The sequence below is a fragment of the Candidatus Omnitrophota bacterium genome, from assembly GCA_025453395.1.
In the GTDB taxonomy this organism is placed as follows: Bacteria; Omnitrophota; Gorgyraeia; order Gygaellales; family Profunditerraquicolaceae; genus JAlOQK01.
On the sequence record JALOQK010000002.1, the window covers coordinates 92,032 to 107,806 of the forward strand.

Annotated in this window: 21 protein-coding genes and 2 tRNA genes; all 23 read left to right on the forward strand. The window is 42.9% G+C overall.

The window, feature by feature from the left end; genetic code table 11:
* Positions 1-81: 81 nt before the first annotated feature.
* The 23 genes from hisA (at position 82) to rplL (ending at position 15,773) form a co-directional block, all read left to right on the forward strand.
* Entirely contained in the window at positions 82-804 is a 723-nt protein-coding gene (hisA, locus tag MUF05_01585; protein ID MCU0665773.1) for a 1-(5-phosphoribosyl)-5-[(5-phosphoribosylamino)methylideneamino]imidazole-4-carboxamide isomerase, read from the forward strand.
* 89 nt (positions 805-893) lie between these two features.
* Complete coding sequence (locus MUF05_01590; GenBank protein MCU0665774.1) at positions 894-1,361, forward strand: peptidoglycan-binding protein; 468 nt, start codon at positions 894-896, stop codon at positions 1,359-1,361.
* 73 nt (positions 1,362-1,434) lie between these two features.
* Positions 1,435-2,208 carry an imidazole glycerol phosphate synthase subunit HisF gene (hisF, locus tag MUF05_01595; GenBank protein ID MCU0665775.1) on the forward strand — a complete coding sequence of 258 codons (774 nt, stop codon included), beginning with the start codon at positions 1,435-1,437 and terminating at the stop codon, positions 2,206-2,208.
* Positions 2,205-2,534 carry a phosphoribosyl-AMP cyclohydrolase gene (gene hisI / locus MUF05_01600; GenBank protein ID MCU0665776.1) on the forward strand — a complete coding sequence of 110 codons (330 nt, stop codon included), beginning with the start codon at positions 2,205-2,207 and terminating at the stop codon, positions 2,532-2,534. The genes hisF and hisI overlap by 4 nt, the downstream gene beginning before the upstream one ends.
* 195 nt (positions 2,535-2,729) lie before the next feature.
* The gene (gene trpE, locus MUF05_01605; GenBank protein MCU0665777.1) at positions 2,730-4,235 is read left to right on the forward strand and encodes an anthranilate synthase component I; all 1,506 of its coding nucleotides are present in this window, start codon (positions 2,730-2,732) and stop codon (positions 4,233-4,235) included.
* Positions 4,236-4,289: 54 nt separating this feature from the next.
* Positions 4,290-4,541, forward strand: a complete 252-nt coding sequence (rpsP, locus tag MUF05_01610; protein ID MCU0665778.1) for a 30S ribosomal protein S16 — start codon at positions 4,290-4,292, stop codon at positions 4,539-4,541.
* Between the two features lie 123 nt (positions 4,542-4,664).
* Positions 4,665-4,961 carry a preprotein translocase subunit YajC gene (yajC, locus tag MUF05_01615; GenBank protein MCU0665779.1) on the forward strand — a complete coding sequence of 99 codons (297 nt, stop codon included), beginning with the start codon at positions 4,665-4,667 and terminating at the stop codon, positions 4,959-4,961.
* Between the two features lie 24 nt (positions 4,962-4,985).
* Positions 4,986-7,187: a protein translocase subunit SecD gene (gene secD / locus MUF05_01620; GenBank protein ID MCU0665780.1), complete on the forward strand. Its 2,202-nt coding sequence runs from the start codon at positions 4,986-4,988 to the stop codon at positions 7,185-7,187.
* Between the two features lie 6 nt (positions 7,188-7,193).
* A complete protein-coding gene (locus MUF05_01625) occupies positions 7,194-7,532 on the forward strand; it encodes a DUF5674 family protein (protein ID MCU0665781.1) in 339 nt (112 codons plus the stop codon).
* Complete coding sequence (locus MUF05_01630; protein MCU0665782.1) at positions 7,532-7,864, forward strand: hypothetical protein; 333 nt, start codon at positions 7,532-7,534, stop codon at positions 7,862-7,864. The genes MUF05_01625 and MUF05_01630 overlap by 1 nt, the downstream gene beginning before the upstream one ends.
* Before the next feature lie 41 nt (positions 7,865-7,905).
* Entirely contained in the window at positions 7,906-9,822 is a 1,917-nt protein-coding gene (locus MUF05_01635; protein MCU0665783.1) for a DEAD/DEAH box helicase, read from the forward strand.
* Positions 9,806-10,729, forward strand: coding sequence for a peptidyl-prolyl cis-trans isomerase (locus tag MUF05_01640; protein ID MCU0665784.1), 924 nt, complete (start codon positions 9,806-9,808; stop codon positions 10,727-10,729). The genes MUF05_01635 and MUF05_01640 overlap by 17 nt, the downstream gene beginning before the upstream one ends.
* Entirely contained in the window at positions 10,722-11,681 is a 960-nt protein-coding gene (gene pdxA / locus MUF05_01645; GenBank protein MCU0665785.1) for a 4-hydroxythreonine-4-phosphate dehydrogenase PdxA, read from the forward strand. Before MUF05_01640 ends, pdxA begins: the two co-directional genes overlap by 8 nt.
* On the forward strand, positions 11,665-12,465 hold the full coding sequence (rsmA, locus tag MUF05_01650; protein MCU0665786.1) for a 16S rRNA (adenine(1518)-N(6)/adenine(1519)-N(6))-dimethyltransferase RsmA: 801 nt from the start codon (positions 11,665-11,667) through the stop codon (positions 12,463-12,465). The genes pdxA and rsmA overlap by 17 nt, the downstream gene beginning before the upstream one ends.
* Positions 12,466-12,608: 143 nt before the next feature.
* Positions 12,609-12,681, forward strand: a tRNA-Thr gene (locus MUF05_01655).
* A 54-nt stretch (positions 12,682-12,735) separates the two neighbouring features.
* Complete coding sequence (gene rpmG, locus MUF05_01660) at positions 12,736-12,885, forward strand: 50S ribosomal protein L33 (protein ID MCU0665787.1); 150 nt, start codon at positions 12,736-12,738, stop codon at positions 12,883-12,885.
* A 14-nt stretch (positions 12,886-12,899) separates the two neighbouring features.
* A tRNA-Trp gene (locus MUF05_01665) sits at positions 12,900-12,970 on the forward strand.
* Positions 12,971-12,989: 19 nt separating this feature from the next.
* On the forward strand, positions 12,990-13,181 hold the full coding sequence (gene secE, locus MUF05_01670; GenBank protein MCU0665788.1) for a preprotein translocase subunit SecE: 192 nt from the start codon (positions 12,990-12,992) through the stop codon (positions 13,179-13,181).
* On the forward strand, positions 13,181-13,708 hold the full coding sequence (gene nusG / locus MUF05_01675; GenBank protein MCU0665789.1) for a transcription termination/antitermination protein NusG: 528 nt from the start codon (positions 13,181-13,183) through the stop codon (positions 13,706-13,708). The genes secE and nusG overlap by 1 nt, the downstream gene beginning before the upstream one ends.
* Before the next feature lie 17 nt (positions 13,709-13,725).
* Positions 13,726-14,154: a 50S ribosomal protein L11 gene (gene rplK, locus MUF05_01680; protein MCU0665790.1), complete on the forward strand. Its 429-nt coding sequence runs from the start codon at positions 13,726-13,728 to the stop codon at positions 14,152-14,154.
* Between the two features lie 5 nt (positions 14,155-14,159).
* Positions 14,160-14,840 carry a 50S ribosomal protein L1 gene (rplA, locus tag MUF05_01685; GenBank protein ID MCU0665791.1) on the forward strand — a complete coding sequence of 227 codons (681 nt, stop codon included), beginning with the start codon at positions 14,160-14,162 and terminating at the stop codon, positions 14,838-14,840.
* Complete coding sequence (gene rplJ, locus MUF05_01690; protein MCU0665792.1) at positions 14,837-15,364, forward strand: 50S ribosomal protein L10; 528 nt, start codon at positions 14,837-14,839, stop codon at positions 15,362-15,364. Before rplA ends, rplJ begins: the two co-directional genes overlap by 4 nt.
* 19 nt (positions 15,365-15,383) lie before the next feature.
* The gene (gene rplL / locus MUF05_01695) at positions 15,384-15,773 is read left to right on the forward strand and encodes a 50S ribosomal protein L7/L12 (GenBank protein ID MCU0665793.1); all 390 of its coding nucleotides are present in this window, start codon (positions 15,384-15,386) and stop codon (positions 15,771-15,773) included.
* Positions 15,774-15,775 lie beyond the last annotated feature (2 nt).

Below are 15,775 nucleotides of genomic sequence, written 5' to 3' on the forward strand. Positions count from 1 at the left end.
TTTTTAATTTTACGCTATAGTTTTACGCTTTTCGCTTTACGCTTTTAGCTTATAACTTATAGCTTACAGCTTACAGCTAATATGCTAATTATCCCAGCAATAGACATTAAAGACGGCGCGGTAGTCAGGCTCTTGCAGGGCAAGTTTGACAAGAAGACTGTTTATTCTAAAGATCCGCTTAAAACCGCGAAGCATTGGCAAAAACAGGGCGCCAGCGTCATTCATATTGTTGACCTTGACGGAGCAAACAGCGGGCAGTCTGTAAATTTGCCGATTGTCAAAGAGATTGTGAAAAATACAGAAGTAAAGATAGAGTTTGGCGGAGGTTTGCGCAGCCTAAGGGCGATAGAAGCAATTCTTGATGCTGGAATTTGGCGGGTGGTTTTGGGGACTCGCGCTGCCGAGGATAAAGAATTCCTTAAAGGCGCCTTTTCTAATTTTAAAGATAAGGTTATTGTCAGTGTTGATGCTAAAGACGGCGAAGTCTTAACCCGCGGCTGGGAAAAGCACAGCGGAATTACAGTCTTGGATTTTGTTGCCCAGTTAAAGGCAATAGGTTTTAAAAATTTAATCTTTACGGATACCTCTAAAGACGGTATGCTAAAGGGGCCTAATCTTAAGGCGGTCAAAGAGCTTCTTAAAAAAAGCGGGCTAAAGATTGTGGCTTCCGGAGGCATAACCGCGCTTTCGGATCTGGTGAAATTGCGCGCCCTAGAAAAAGACGGCGTGGAAGCTGTTATTATTGGCAAGGCCTTGTATGAGGGGAAGTTTACATTACAACAAGCGTTAAGAAGTCAAAAGTAAAAAGTCAAAAGTAAAAAGGTAAAAGTAAAAAGTAAAAGACAAAAAAAATAAATCGTGAAAATAAAACTCTACAAAAAGGAGAGGGGAATATGAGAAAAGTTTTAGGTTTGGGGTTAGCATTAGTGGGTGTTTTAGCTTTAAGCGGCTGTTCCACAGTCTGCAGAAAACAAGTTAATCAGATAAATGAGCTAAAAAGCCAGGTGTCTTCGCTAAAATCAGAAATACAGTATAAGGATGATCAGATAACCCAGCTGCGTTATTCTGTTAGTCAGGCGCCGAGTGAAAAGTTTGTTGCGTCGCAAGCCGCGGTTTCTATGGGGGCAGCTATTCCTGAAGTGAAATCCCGCCCTAAGGCAAAGCAGATACAGGCTGCCTTGAAGAATGCTGGCTATTATAACGGGCCCGTTGATGGGAAAATCGGCAAAAGGACAAGAAAAGCTATCCGCAACTTTCAGAAAGATAATGGCCTGCAGGTGGATGGCAAAGTCGGCAAGGATACTTGGGCAAAGCTAAAGAATGCTCCGGAAAAGAAAGTAAGCGAGCAGAAAGTAAAATAAGAGTTCAGCTTTCAGTCGTCAGCCTTCAGCTGATAGCTGATAGCTGATAGCTGATAGCTGATAGCTGAAAAACATGTTAACTAAACGTATTATTCCCTGTTTAGACATCAAAGACGGCAGGGTAGTCAAGGGCGTGCGTTTTTTGGGGCTTCGCGATGCCGGGGATCCTGTGGAAGTGGCCCAGGCCTACGATAAACAGGGCGCGGATGAATTAGTATTTCTGGATATTACCGCGAGTTTTGAGAATCGCAAGACGCTGGTTTCTCTGGTAGAGAAAATCGCGCAAAATATCTATATGCCTTTTACTGTTGGAGGCGGGATAAGAAGCATTGAGGATATACGCGATCTTTTAAATGCCGGCGCAGATAAGGTGTCCATAAATACTGCGGCAGTAAAATTTCCTGATCTAGTTAGCGATTCGGCCAGGCGTTTTGGCAGCCAGTGTATAGTAGTAGCGATAGACGCGAAGTCAGAAGTCAGAAGTCAGAAGTCAGAGGTTAGAAAGTGGGAAGTGTATATAAACGGGGGAAGAACTCCCACCGGCATTGACGCGGTAGAATGGGCAAAAAAAGTAGAAGAAGCAGGCGCCGGAGAAATACTTCTAACCAGTATGGATTATGACGGCACAAAAGACGGCTATGATCTAAAGCTGACAAAGGCGGTCACAGGCGCAGTTAATATTCCGCTAATTGCTTCAGGAGGCGCGGGTACTTGTGAGCATATAAGCGATGTTTTTTTAAAGGCTGGCGCGGATGCCGCTTTAGCAGCTTCTGTTTTTCATTATCAGGAATTAACCGTGAAACAAGTTAAGCAATATTTAAGAACGAAAGGCGTAGCAGTAAGATGAATAAAAAATTGTACTTGAAAGATCTGAAATTTGATGATAAGGGTTTGATTCCGGCGATTGTGCAGGATTATAAGACTAATGAAGTCTTGATGGTGGCTTATATGAATTTGGAGTCTGTAAAAAGAACACTAAAGTCCGGCAAGACTTGCTTCTGGTCGCGTTCGCGTAAAGAATACTGGGTCAAAGGCATGACTTCCGGGCATTTCCAATTTGTAAAATCCGTTTGGTATGATTGCGATATGGATGCGCTTTTGGTAAAGGTGCGCCAGGTGGGCGCTGCCTGCCATACAGGGAACAGGTCGTGTTTTTATAGGAGAATCAAGTAAGCGAAAAGCGTAAAGCGAAAAACGCAAAACCATAATTTAAAATTCAAAATTTTTAATTTTACGCTATAGTTTTACACTTTTCGCTTTTAGCTTTACACTCTGCAATGTATTTTTAGTTTTTAATTTTGCACTGTAGTTTTACGTTTTTCGCCTTTAGCTTTACACTCTGCAATGTATTTTTAGTACTCTTAAGATATGTATTCTCTCACATTCAAAGAATTCTTAAAGCTGTCGCGCCGGGGAAACGTTATTCCTATATATAAGGAAATAAACGCTGACCTTGATACGCCTGTTTCTGCCTATTTAAAGATTGCAAGCGGGGATTTTTCTTTTCTTCTTGAATCTGTAGAAGGCCAGGAGAAAATAGCGCGTTATTCTTTCTTGGGGGCCAACCCTGCGCTTGTCCTGCGGGCCTATGGCAAAAAGATCCAGATTATTGATAAGGGCAGGGCATCTTCTAAAAGATTTACCGCTTCTAAAGACCCCCTTGATGAAATACGCCAGATCATGCAAACTTTTAAGCCGGTGGCTATAAAAGAACTGCCGCGTTTTTCCGGGGGGATGGTCGGTTTCATGGGTTATGATATGGGCAGGTTCTTTGAGAATATACCGGATAAAAATCCTGATAAGTTAAATCTTCCCGACATGGTATTTATGCTTACCGATACCATTCTTATTTTTGACCACGTTCGGCATACGATTAAGATTGTGGCGAATGTGATTTTGCCGGACAAGAAAAATCCTAAAGCCAGGTTAACCAAGCTTTATAAGAATGCGCTTAATAACATTACGCAGATGCATAAGCGTTTGAATCAACCGCTTGCTGGCAAAGAAATGGAATTCTTGAATTGCGCAAAGAAAGTCAAAGTTTCTTCTAATTATAAAAAGAGCGAATTCCAGGATATGGTTAGAAAAGCCAAAAAATATATTCGCGCCGGAGATATTATTCAGGTGGCTTTATCTCAAAGGTTCAGCCTTGCCTTGTCCGGGCAGGCATTTGATGTCTACCGCAGGCTGCGCGGGATCAATCCTTCGCCGTATATGTTTTTTTTGAAATTAGATGATATTTCTTTGGTGGGCGCTTCTCCGGAACTTTTAGTGCGTTGCGAAGACGCAATTATACAGACCCGCCCCATTGCCGGGACAAGGCCAAGAGGCAAGAACGAAGAAGAAGACAAAAAGCTGGAAGAAGAATTGCTTAATGACGCCAAGGAAAAAGCCGAACATATTATGCTGGTAGATTTAGGAAGAAACGATCTGGGCCGTGTGGCAAAATCCGGCAAAGTCCAGGTCAGTCAGCTTATGAAGGTGGAGCGTTATTCGCATGTGATGCATATTGTTTCTGAAGTAAAGGCCTTGTTGGATGAGAAATTTGACGCCTATAGCGCCCTGCGGGCCTGTTTCCCCGCCGGGACAGTTTCCGGCAGCCCCAAGGTAAGAGCCATGGAAATTATTGATGAACTTGAAAACACCCGCCGCGGGCCCTATGCAGGCTGCGTGGGGTATTTTGGGTTTTCCCAGAATATGGATACCTGCATCACTATACGCACTATTGTAATTAAGCAAAGAACATGCTATATTCAGGCAGGCGCCGGGATCGTAGCGGATTCCCGGCCTGAAAAAGAGTATTATGAAACTGTAAATAAGGCTAAAGCTTTGATTGAAGCAATTAGTGTAGTCACTTGCCAGAGGCAAGTGTGAATCAGGCATAAACGCCAGAGGCCTGCCTGATTCAAAAAAAGGAGGAAAAAAGAAATGGCAGTTAATGTAAGGTTAAGAAGAATAGGAAAAAGGCCCAAGAACCGGGCGCATTTTAGAATTGGCGTTTATGACCAGAGAAGAGGCAGAGATGACCGGCCTATCGAAGAAATAGGTTTTTATAATCCCGGATCCGGGCAGATCAAGATTGATCTTGAGCGTTTAGGGTATTGGGTGAAAAACGGCGCTCAGCTTTCTAATACGGTCGCCAGCATTTTTAAAAAACAATCAAAAGCAGTTAAAGCATAGAAGCGCAAAACGCAAAGCGAAAAATTTAAAACTATAATTCAAAATTAAAAAGTTTTTAATTTTACGCTATAGTTTTACGCTTTTCGCTTTTAGTTTTACGCTAACGTTAAGGAGGATGTTAATATGCCTACAGGCGCCCAAGCAAGCCCATTGATGCAATTTATTCCGCTGGCTATGATTTTTGTTATTTTCTATTTTCTGATCATCAGGCCTCAGAAAAAAAGCCAGCAGGAACACAAGGCGATGATAGAAAACCTTTCCAGGAATGATGATGTGGTTACTTCTTCAGGCATCCATGGAACGATTGTAAACATCAAAGATAAGACAGTTATCTTAAGGATAGATGACAATACCAAGATTGAAATAGAGAAAAGCTGTATTGCTTCCTTAAAGAAACAGCCTGCTGCTGCGGCCAAATAAAATAAGAAAGGTAGAGAAAAGGTTATGGAAAGAAAGCTTCTTTTTAAGGCGTTTTTTGTGCTTTTGGTTATGGGATTATTCGCGTATTTTGCTTTTCCTTTGGATAAACGCATTAATTTAGGCCTTGACCTAAAAGGCGGGATGCATTTATTGTTAAAGGTGGACACTCAAAATCTTCCTGAAAAAGAAAAGCAGGATGCCTGTGACCGCGCCTTGGAAGTTATCCGTAACCGTATTGATGCTTTTGGCGTGCGCGAGCCGTCTATTCAGAAACAGGGATTAGATGAAATTGTGGTTCAGCTTCCCGGAGTTACCGATCGTGACCGTGCCTTGGAATTGCTTGGTAAGACCGCTTTATTGGAATTTAAAATCGTGGAAAATGACCCGGTAAAAGTAAAAGACGCTATTTCCGGCACTCCGGCCGCAGATGTTGAGGTAAAAACCCTGGAAGAGAGCAAGGAGCAGATTGTCCTTAAAAAAGATTCGGTTTTAACCGGAGGCGCTCTTACTAACGCCAGCGTTAGATTTGACCAGAGTTCTTTTAATGAGCCGTTGGTCGCCATAGAGTTTAATGCCGAGGGAGCAAAGAAATTCGCTGATATTACCAGTCAAAATATAGGAAAACGGCTGGCTATTGTTTTGGATGGCAAGGTGCAGTCGGCTCCTATGATCAAAGAGGCTATCCCTTCCGGACAAGCGGTAATTACCGGAAGATTTACCCCTGAAGAAGCCCAGGACCTGGCGATTATCTTAAGGGTCGGCGCCTTGCCGGCTCCGATGTATGTGGAAGAAGAAAGGACTATCGGCCCGTTATTAGGGCAGGATTCTATTAATGCCGGCATCAAGGCCAGTTTAATCGGCGGCGCGTGCATTTTACTTTTTATGCTTATCTATTATTTAATCGCTGGCGTAGTTGCTAATATCGCGCTTGCTTTGAATATGCTTATTATCTTAGGCGGCTTGGGGATGTTGCCAGTTTTATTCCCGGGGATCTCCGCGACTTTAACTTTGCCGGGTATTGCTGGTATTGCTTTATCTTTAGGCATGGCAGTTGACGCCAATGTTTTAATTAACGAGAGGATCCGCGAGGAACTCGCCGCAGGCAAGACCTTGCGCAATGCTATTTCTAATGGTTATTCGCGCGCCTTTAGCGCCATATTTGATTCTAACCTTACTACCCTTGTGGCGGCATTTTTGCTTTTTCAGTTTGGCACCGGGCCCATCAGAGGTTTTGCGGTAACCTTGACCATAGGTTTGATCGCCAGCATGTTTACCGCGATTTTTGTCAGCCGGGTTATTTTTGAAGTTTTGGTATCGTTAAAGATCATTAAGTCTCTTCCTATGCTGCAGTTTATCAAGGAAACCAAAATTGATTTTATCAGTAAAAGATTTATCTGTTATACCTTGTCAGCTCTTGTAATAGGGGCGGGGCTTTTCTATTTCTTTAAGAACGGCAAGGCAAGTTACGGCATAGATTTCTCCGGAGGCCAGGTACAGGAGTATAGTTTTAAGAATCATGTTCCGGTAGATAAAATAAGGGTTCTTTTAAAAGAATCCGGTTATCAGGATGTTTCTATTCAGCAATTTAAGGATAATCCCAGAGTAGTTTTAATTAAAACTACTTCTGAAAAAAGCGATATTATCGCTAATAAGCTTAAAGAACAATTTCCTCAAGAAGATGTGCAGATTATGCGCATAGAAAAAGTTGGCCCCATAGCCGGAAAGCATCTGCAAACTAAGGCCATACAGGCGGTCCTCTGGTCGTTTGTCGGGATCTTGGTCTATGTGGGATTAAGGTTTAGGCATTTTGATTTTGCTATTGCCGGAGTTTTAGCTTTGGTGCATGACGTATTGGTGGCTTTAGGTCTTATGGCTATGACTGGCAGGCAAATTGATCTGTTAAGCGTAACTGCCTTTTTAACTATCGCTGGTTATTCTATTAATGACACAATTGTTATTTACGACCGGGTGCGCGAGAATATGCGCTTGGGTAAACGTATGAGTTTATATGAAGTGATAAACTTAAGCGTTAACCAGACCTTGGCCAGGACTATCCTTACTTCAGGGGTTACCTTGTTTGTGGTCGCGGCTATTCTTTTCTACGGAGGAGAGGTTTTAAGTAATTTTGCTTTCGCGCTTTTTGTCGGGTTTATTAGCGGAGTCTATTCTACGGTTTATATAGCTTCGCCGTTGGTTTTATTCTTTAGCGGCAAAAAAGCCAAGTAAGTTTTAATGAAAATAATAACAGAAACATTATCTTTGGGGCAACTCAAGCAAATAGCCGAAGCTGGTTTTGGCAATTTGGTAAAGGCCGTCGTGGACATCCAGAGAGAATTGGTTGCGCTTGATGCTGAGCTGCATTCAGATTTAGAGGCGCTGCTTTTAGAAGACGGCTCAAAACAAAAGGACCTCTGGGGCATCAATCTATACCCTGAAATGCGGGGCGATGATTTTATTGAATTTGATTCAATGATCAACATGCGCCCTTCGCAGGGCAATAGAAGCCGCACTGTAGACGATAAGGCAATCCGCGAGAAGATCAGGGAAATAGTTTTAAGAAGGGTTAACTGATGCATTATCAGCATAAAAATCTTGCCGCCGGGAATTGGAGTAAACTATCATTTTTAGAGCAGATGGCCAATATTGGCAGCGAAGTAGAGCGCGCGCTTAATTGGCGGATAAAGAGAAATGCCGATTACTCCAAGAAAGCTTCTGAACGAGCCTTAGAATTAATAGATTTGACCTTAGATACTGATAAGAATTATGCTCACTTGAAAGAACTTGCCCGCACCAGAGAAGCGATTGTTGATTATTTCTTTGGGGCAAACGAGTTTTTATCGTCTGAAAGCTCTTGGCGCAATTACTTCCTGCCTTTTTTGTATGCATCGGGCAGAAATCACTAACCGCGCGTTATCTTTAAGTCTTAGGGAAGATATATTAGCTTGTGTTTAAATCTTTAAAACTTTACAAAGAAGCAGGAATTTCTCTTGACCAGGCTTGCCAGAAATTGGTTGAACTTGGTTATGCCCGTCAGGAAAGAGTATCCGAAGAAGGCGATTTTTCCCGCCGCGGCGGGATCCTGGATATCTTTGCTTTTTCTTTTGAGCTTCCTATCCGCATTGAATTCCAAGACGAGAAGATCCTTTTTATCCGCACCTTTAATCCTGTTTCCGGGGATTATTTGTGGGAACATACCATGGTTATTGTTCTTGCCTTTAGCCGCGCGCAAACCTTTAAGTCGCTTCCTTTGTACGAAGAATTTCCTCTTGATAATTTTGTAGATTTAAAGATCGGCGATTATGTAGTGCACAACAAGCAGGGGGTGGGCAGATTTTTAGGGATCCAGAAAATAAAAGTTAAAGACAAAACAAGCGACCATCTGGTTGTTGAATACGACCGGCAGGAAAAATTATTAGTTCCTGTGGCCGAAATGAACCTGGTGCATAAATACCTGGCCTTTGAAGCTAAAAGGCCTAAGCTGTGCCGTTTAGGCTCTAAAAACTGGCTGGCGACTAAACAAAGGGTGCAAAAGGGGGTGCAGAAGTTAGCCTGGGAGCTTATTTCTCTTCAGGCAATGCGGCTTTCTTTGGCAGGATTTTCCTTCGCTGTTGATGATGATTGGCAGAAGAAATTTGATGATGGCTTTATTTATGAAGAAACTGCTGATCAGATAAAGGCGGTAGAGGAAGTCAAGCGCGATATGCAGAAAGCTCTGCCCATGGACAGGCTTTTGTGCGGAGATGTGGGATATGGAAAGACTGAAGTTGCTATGCGCGCCAGCTTCACGGCGGTAACGAACAGCAAGCAGGTTGCTATTTTAGCCCCTACGACAATCTTAGCGCAGCAGCATTATCAGAATTTTCTTTTTCGCTTTCAGGGTTTTCCGGTTGTTATCGCCTGCCTGTCTCGTTTTTCTTCAGCATCCCAGCAGAAGAAAATAGTCCAAAGAATAGCCTCTGGGCAGGTGGATATAGTTATCGGCACGCACCGGCTTTTATCAAAGGATGTTTGTTTTAAGGATTTAGGATTAGTGATCATCGATGAAGAACAGCGTTTTGGAGTGCGCGCCAAAGAAAAGATGAAATCATTCCGGCTTATCGCGGATGTCTTGACCTTAACCGCTACTCCTATCCCGCGCACCCTTTATATGGGCTTAATGGGGGCAAGGGATCTTTCTGTGATTAATACCCCGCCTGAAAATCGTTTACCTATCCGAAGCGTTGTGGTAGAATATGACGAAGACCTGATCCGTCAGGCGGTTGTAAAAGAGGCGGCCCGCAGAGGACAGGTGTTTTTCTTGCATAACCGGGTTGAGGATATAGAAAAGGTTAAAGAAAAACTTGCGCGTATTTTGCCGGATAATATCAGAATTGCCACGGGGCACGGACAAATGCCGGCTCTGTTTCTAGAAAAGGTGATGTCTGATTTCTTAAGGGGCAAGATTGATGTTTTAGTCTGTACGATGATCATTCAATCCGGCATCGATATCCCGAATGCCAATACCCTTATTGTGAATAACGCGCATAGGTTTGGCTTGGCAGATTTACATCAGCTGCGCGGGCGGGTAGGCAGGCTTGACAGGCCCGCCTTTGCCTATTTTTTTATTCCTAAGAATGCGGCTATGGATTCACAGGCCCAAAGAAGGCTTGCGGCCATTCAGGATTATTCTGGCTTGGGCTCGGGTTTTAAGATCGCCATGGAGGATTTGCAATTAAGAGGAGCGGGCAATATATTAGGAGACAGGCAGCATGGGTTTATATCGGCAGTGGGTTTTGATTTATACTGCCGGCTTTTAAGAGAGACAATCGGGAATCTAAAAAAGACAGGGTTATATAAGGATGAATATGAGAAACTTAATTAAATTCTGTATAGGGGTGTTTTTATTTTTGCTGTCAGCATTTTATCCCTGCTTTTTATGCGCCCAGCAGTATAAGATCGTGGCGGTAGTCAACCACGATGCTATCACTCAAAAAGACTTGAATGATTTTGTTAATTTCCTGCGCCTGCAATTATCCGAACAATTAAGCGGCAGACAGCTTGAGGAAAAAATCCAGGAAATGAAAAAAGATCTATTGGACAGGCTCATTGAAGATAAGCTTATCTTGCAGGAAGCCAAGCATATGGGGATTAAGCCCGATGAATCCAGGGTTAAGGATAAGATAGCGCAGATCAAGAAAAAGTATCCTTCGGATAAAGACTTTCAGGAGGCCCTGATCAAACAGGGGCTTGCGCAGGAGGACTTAGAGAATAAGATCCGTGATCAGTATTTAAGTTATATGGCGGTTGAGACAAATATTAAGAATAAAATCCGCATTAACCCGGCGGATGTAACTGATTTCTATCAAAAGAATAAGGATCAATTTATTATCCCTGAAACAAGGCAGATTCAGTCTTTGGCTGTTTCTGATTCAGGCAAGGTTCAGGAAATCTTGTCTCAGGCGAAAGAGGGGGCGTCTTTTAAAGACCTGTCATCCAAGTATGCTATTACTGCCGACAGGATGTCTGTTGGCGGTAAAGGAAAATTATCCGAAGAAATAGAAAAGGTGATATTTGATTTAAAAGAAAATGAAATCTCCAAGCCGGTCTGGCTTGCCGGGACTTATTATATTTTCAAGCTTGACAAAATAATCCCTTCCCAGAAAGAGGATTTTGAAGCCGTAAAAGGCGCCATCTACGATTATCTTTTTAACCTGAAGATGGAAGAGGGCATGTCTTCATGGCTTGCCGATATGAAAAAAAATTCCTATATCAGTATTGTCAATGATTAAAAAACCAAGAATTGCTATTACTATGGGGGATCCTTCCGGGATCGGCCCTGAAATTATTGCCAAATCTTTGAATAAAATTAAAGGCTTGGCAGATTTTACAATTATTGGCGATGCCTTTGTTTTAGAAAAGTCCGGGTGCGACTTTAGAAAGAACAAAGTAAGGCTTGTGGATTTGAATAATGTTTCGCCCGGGGATTTTTGTTTTGGAAAGACCAGGGCTTCTTATGGCAGGGCCTGTGTTGATTATCTTGATGTTTGCGTGAGAATGGCAGCAAACAACCAAGTTGACTGCATAGTTACTTCTCCTGTATCCAAAGAGGCGCTAAGCATGGCAGGATTTAATATTGTCGGGCATAGTGAATATTTCAAGAAGGCTTTTGGCGTTAAGAACATCGTAATGATGCTTCTAAACAAAAGTTTACGTTTCGCGCTTTTGACCAGGCATATACCCTTAAAAGATGTTTCCGGCAGTATTAATGCCAGCGGCCTAAAGCAGACATTTTGCCTTACCGTGGAATCGCTTAACAAGATGTTTTCCATTAAAACTCCGCGGCTTGTTATCTGCGCGCTTAATCCGCATGCTTCAGATAATGGCACGATAGGGGATGAAGAAAATAAAATCATTAAGCCGTTTTTGGCCGCAATAGGCAAAAATAAAGGTTATTCGGTAAAACTTCTTCCGGCAGATGTGGCAATAAAAAAGATGGACCAGAAATTATTTGATTGCGCGCTTGCCTTGTATCATGATCAGGCGCTTATCCCCTTGAAATTGTCCGGGGATGATACAGGGGTAAATATCACCCTGGGGCTGCCATTGGTACGCACGTCGGCTTTACACGGGGTCGGTTTTGATATAGCCGGCAAGAATCTGGCGCGCCCCGATTCATTCATTACCGCAGTAAAACAAGCGGTATCTTGTTTCAAAAACAGCAAATATGCGCGTAATCGCTAAGAAAAGATTGGGCCAGAATTTCCTTGCCGATAAAAACATGCAGGGAAAGATCATTGCTTCTTTTGGGGCAAAAGAAAAAGACCGCGTGCTTGAGATTGGCCCCGGGGAAGGGGCTTTGACTGGCGGGCTTCTTGAAAAGCGGTTGAATGTCACTGCCATAGAGTTAGATAACAGGCTTTTTAAGCTTTTAGCAGATAAATTTTCAGGATATCCTAATTTAACCCTGCTTAATCAGGATATTCTGAAAACCGATATCAGGCCTTTAGCGGCAGGGCAGAAGATAAAAGTAATCGGCAACATTCCTTACTATATAACTACCCCGATCATCGAACATCTGTTTAATTCCAGGGAAGTTATTTCCGATGTATATCTTACGGTGCAGAAAGAATTCGCGCAAAGGGTAACTGCTTCAAGCGGCACAAAAAAGTTTGGAGCATTGAGTTGCTTTGTGCAGTATTATTCCGAACCTAAAATCTTATTTTTTATTAAAAAAGATTGTTTCTGCCCAATCCCAAAAGTGGATTCGGCATTTTTGCATTTAAAGATACTGGATAAGCCCAAGGTAGAAGTTGCCGATGAAGCATTATTTTTTAAGCTGGTGCGCACCTGTTTTCAGCAGCGTAGGAAGGTTTTATCCAATACCCTAAAAAGCCTTATCCCCAAAGAGGATATTTCTTATTTCTGCCGAGAAAACGCCTTAAAGCCAAACGTGCGAGCGGAGGAACTTTCCCTGGATATTTTCGCCAAACTTGCCAATCATAAATTTTTTCAAAAAAAAGGTTGACAATCAACTTTTTTAATATATACTCTATGGTCTAAATCAATCCCCCAAATTTTTCGCAAGATTTATAGAAAAATAAAGAATTTTTATAAATTCTTTCATTGGGTGGGTTTTTATGTGTTCAAAACCCCGTGGTTTACGTTTTTGCTGGAGTAGCTCAGTTGGTAGAGCACGTCCTTGGTAAGGACGGGGTCACGGGTTCAATTCCCGTCTCCAGCTTATGATAAGCTGTAAACTGCGGGAATAGGCTTAAAAATAAGGGCTAAGAAAAACATGAGAGAAATAATCACCCTGGAATGCACAGTTTGTAAAAACAGAAATTATACTGACACCAAGAACAAGAAACAGCATCAGGATAAATTAGAAACCTCTAAGTATTGTAAATTTTGTCATAAGCATACGTCGCATAAAGAAATCAAGTAGGGTTGTGGCTTTATAGGAGCGTCGGTTAATGGTAAACCAACGGTCTCCAAAACCGTGACTGTAGGTTCAAGTCCTGCCGCTCCTGCTTTAAAAAAGAGAAGAAAATGAATATTATCGCAAAGCCGGTTCAATTTGTTCAAGAAGTAAGACAGGAATTAACTAAGGTCTCGTGGTCAACCCGCCAGGAATTAATCGGTTCTACCATCGCGGTTATCGTGGTGACGCTGATTATGGCATTTTATATTTTTGTCATTGATAGCGGCCTGTCTAAAATATTAAGCGTGGTGTTCAAGTAATGAAAAACTGGTATATTGTCCATACCCAAACAGGCCTAGAGGAAAAAGCCAAGAAGCTTCTTGAGAAAAGAATTTCGGCCTCAAGCGTTTCAGAATCTTTTTCGCAAGTGGTCATTCCCACCGAGCAGGTCTCTGAAATCCGTTCTGGCAAGAAAAGGATTTCCCAGCGTAAATTCTTTCCCGGTTACATTCTTATTGAGATGGAGTTAAATGACGAAACTTATATGTTGGTTAAAACTACCGCGGGGGTTACCGGTTTTATCGGCCTTGGCAGAAAACCGATGCCGCTTCCGGCTGCTGAAGTGGATACGATACTCAAGAAAACTCAAGAAACCCAAGCCAAGCCCAGCCCTAAAACCATCTTTGAAAAGGGCGAGCAGGTCAGGGTTACTGAAGGCCCCTTTGTTAATTTTAACGGGACCATAGATGAGATACATCCGGAAAAAGGAAAATTAAAAGCAAGTGTCTCCATATTCGGCAGGGCCACTCCGGTAGAATTAGAATATTGGCAGGTAGAGAAAATTTAAGAAAAGGTTGGTAAAAAATGGCTAAGAAAATAACCGCTCAAATTAAACTGCATGTTCCCGCAGGCCAGGCAAATCCGGCGCCGCCAGTAGGGCCGGCATTGGGCCAGCACGGGGTTAACATCATGCAATTCTGTAAGCAATTTAATGATCAGACTAAAGGAAAAGGCGATGGCTTGATCTTTCCGGTTGTCATAAGTGTTTACGAAGACCGTTCCTTTACCTTTATTATTAAAAGCCCGCCGTCATCGGTGCTTTTAAAAAGGTCGGCTAATCTGGCAAAGGCTTCCGGTACCGCCGGGAAGGAAATAATCGGCAAGGTTACCAGAAAACAGGCGGAAGAGATCGCCAAGCAGAAGATGAAAGATATCAATACCTCCGATATGGACGCGGCGGTAAAAATCATTCAAGGCACAGCCCGCAGTATGGGTATTGTGATAGAGGGATAGATAAAATGAAAAAACGCAGCAAAAGATACCAACAGGTAGAAAAGTCAGTTGATAGCGAAAAAGAGGTTTCTCTTAAAGAAGCGGTAGCCGCTTTAAAGAAATTACCTCAGCCGAAGTTTGACGCTTCTGTTGACCTGCATTTTAGCCTTAACGTGGATTCCAAAAAGTCCGACCAGATGGTCCGCGGCACGGTAATCCTGCCGCATGGAACAGGCAAAAAAGTGCGCGTGGCTGTCTTTTGCAAGGGCGAACATGACCGTCAGGCGCGTGATTGCGGGGCCGATTTTGTGGGGTCAAACGAGCTTATTGATAAAGTTTCCGGTGGATTCCTGGATTTTGATGTTGCCATCGCTACTCCTGAAATGATGAAAGATTTAAGCAAATTAGGCAAGGTTTTAGGCCCCAGGGGATTGATGCCCAGCCCCAAGACCGGCACTGTCACTAATGATATTACCAAGGCCATTGAAGACGTAAAGCGCGGCAAGGTGGAATATCGCGTGGATAAACAGGGCGGCATTCATTTATCCGTGGGGAAGTTTTCTTTTAGTGAAGATAAAATATATGAGAACGCCTTAAAGGTGGTCGATGCTATTAATGAAGCCAAGCCTTCAAGCGTTAAAGGAAAGTTTGTTAAGACGGCAGCTATTTCTACTACCATGAATCCAGCCGTAAGGATAAGCGTATGAAAAAAATCGGATTAGAAGTCAAGGAAATCTCCGGCACTAGGATTAAGAAATACATCAAGGAGTCGGAAAGTGTTTTTGTGGTTAAGTATTCCGGTTTGTCAAGCCCGGATATCTGCTCTCTAAGGCAGGCCCTAAGAGATGTGAAGGTGGGGATGTTTGTGGTAAAAAATACCGTTGCCCGCCGCGCGCTCAAAGACGCAGGATTTGAAGAAACCTCCAAGAAAATAGAGGGCCCATGCGGGCTTGTTTTTATAAAAGAAGAATCCGCTGCTGCCTCTAAGGTGATCTGCAATTTTGCCAAAGATCATGAGAAGCTTCAGGTGCAAGGCGGATTTCTCAATGAGAAGCTTTTAGAAAGAAAAGACATTGAGGCGTTAGCAAAGCTTCCTTCAAAAGATGTATTAAGGGCGCAGGTCGTATGCACCTTAAAGTCGCCTATAAATAATTTGGTTTTTGTTCTAAACGGGACACTAAAGAAATTTGCGGTTTGTCTTGAGCAGATTAAACAAAAAAAGGCATCATAAACAATAATAAGGAGGAAACATGTCGAACGTGAAAATGGATGAAATGATCAAATCGATTGAAGAGATGACAGTGCTAGAGCTGTCGGATCTGGTCAAGGCGCTTGAAGATAAATTCGGAGTCCAGGCAAATATGCCGATGATGGCTATGCCCGCAGCGGCAGCTGGAGCAGCTGGCGCAGCGCCTGCCGCCGAAGAAAAGAGCGCCTTTACGGTAGTTTTAGCCAGTGCCGGGGCCAACAAGATCGCTGTTATCAAGGAAGTCCGCACAATCACAAACTTAGGCCTTAAAGAAGCAAAGGATTTAGTCGACGCAGCTCCCAAGCCCGTCAAAGAAGGCGCCAATAAAGAAGAAGCTGAAGAAATGAAGAAAAAGCTTGAGGCGGCTGGCGCTACCGTTGAATTAAAATAATC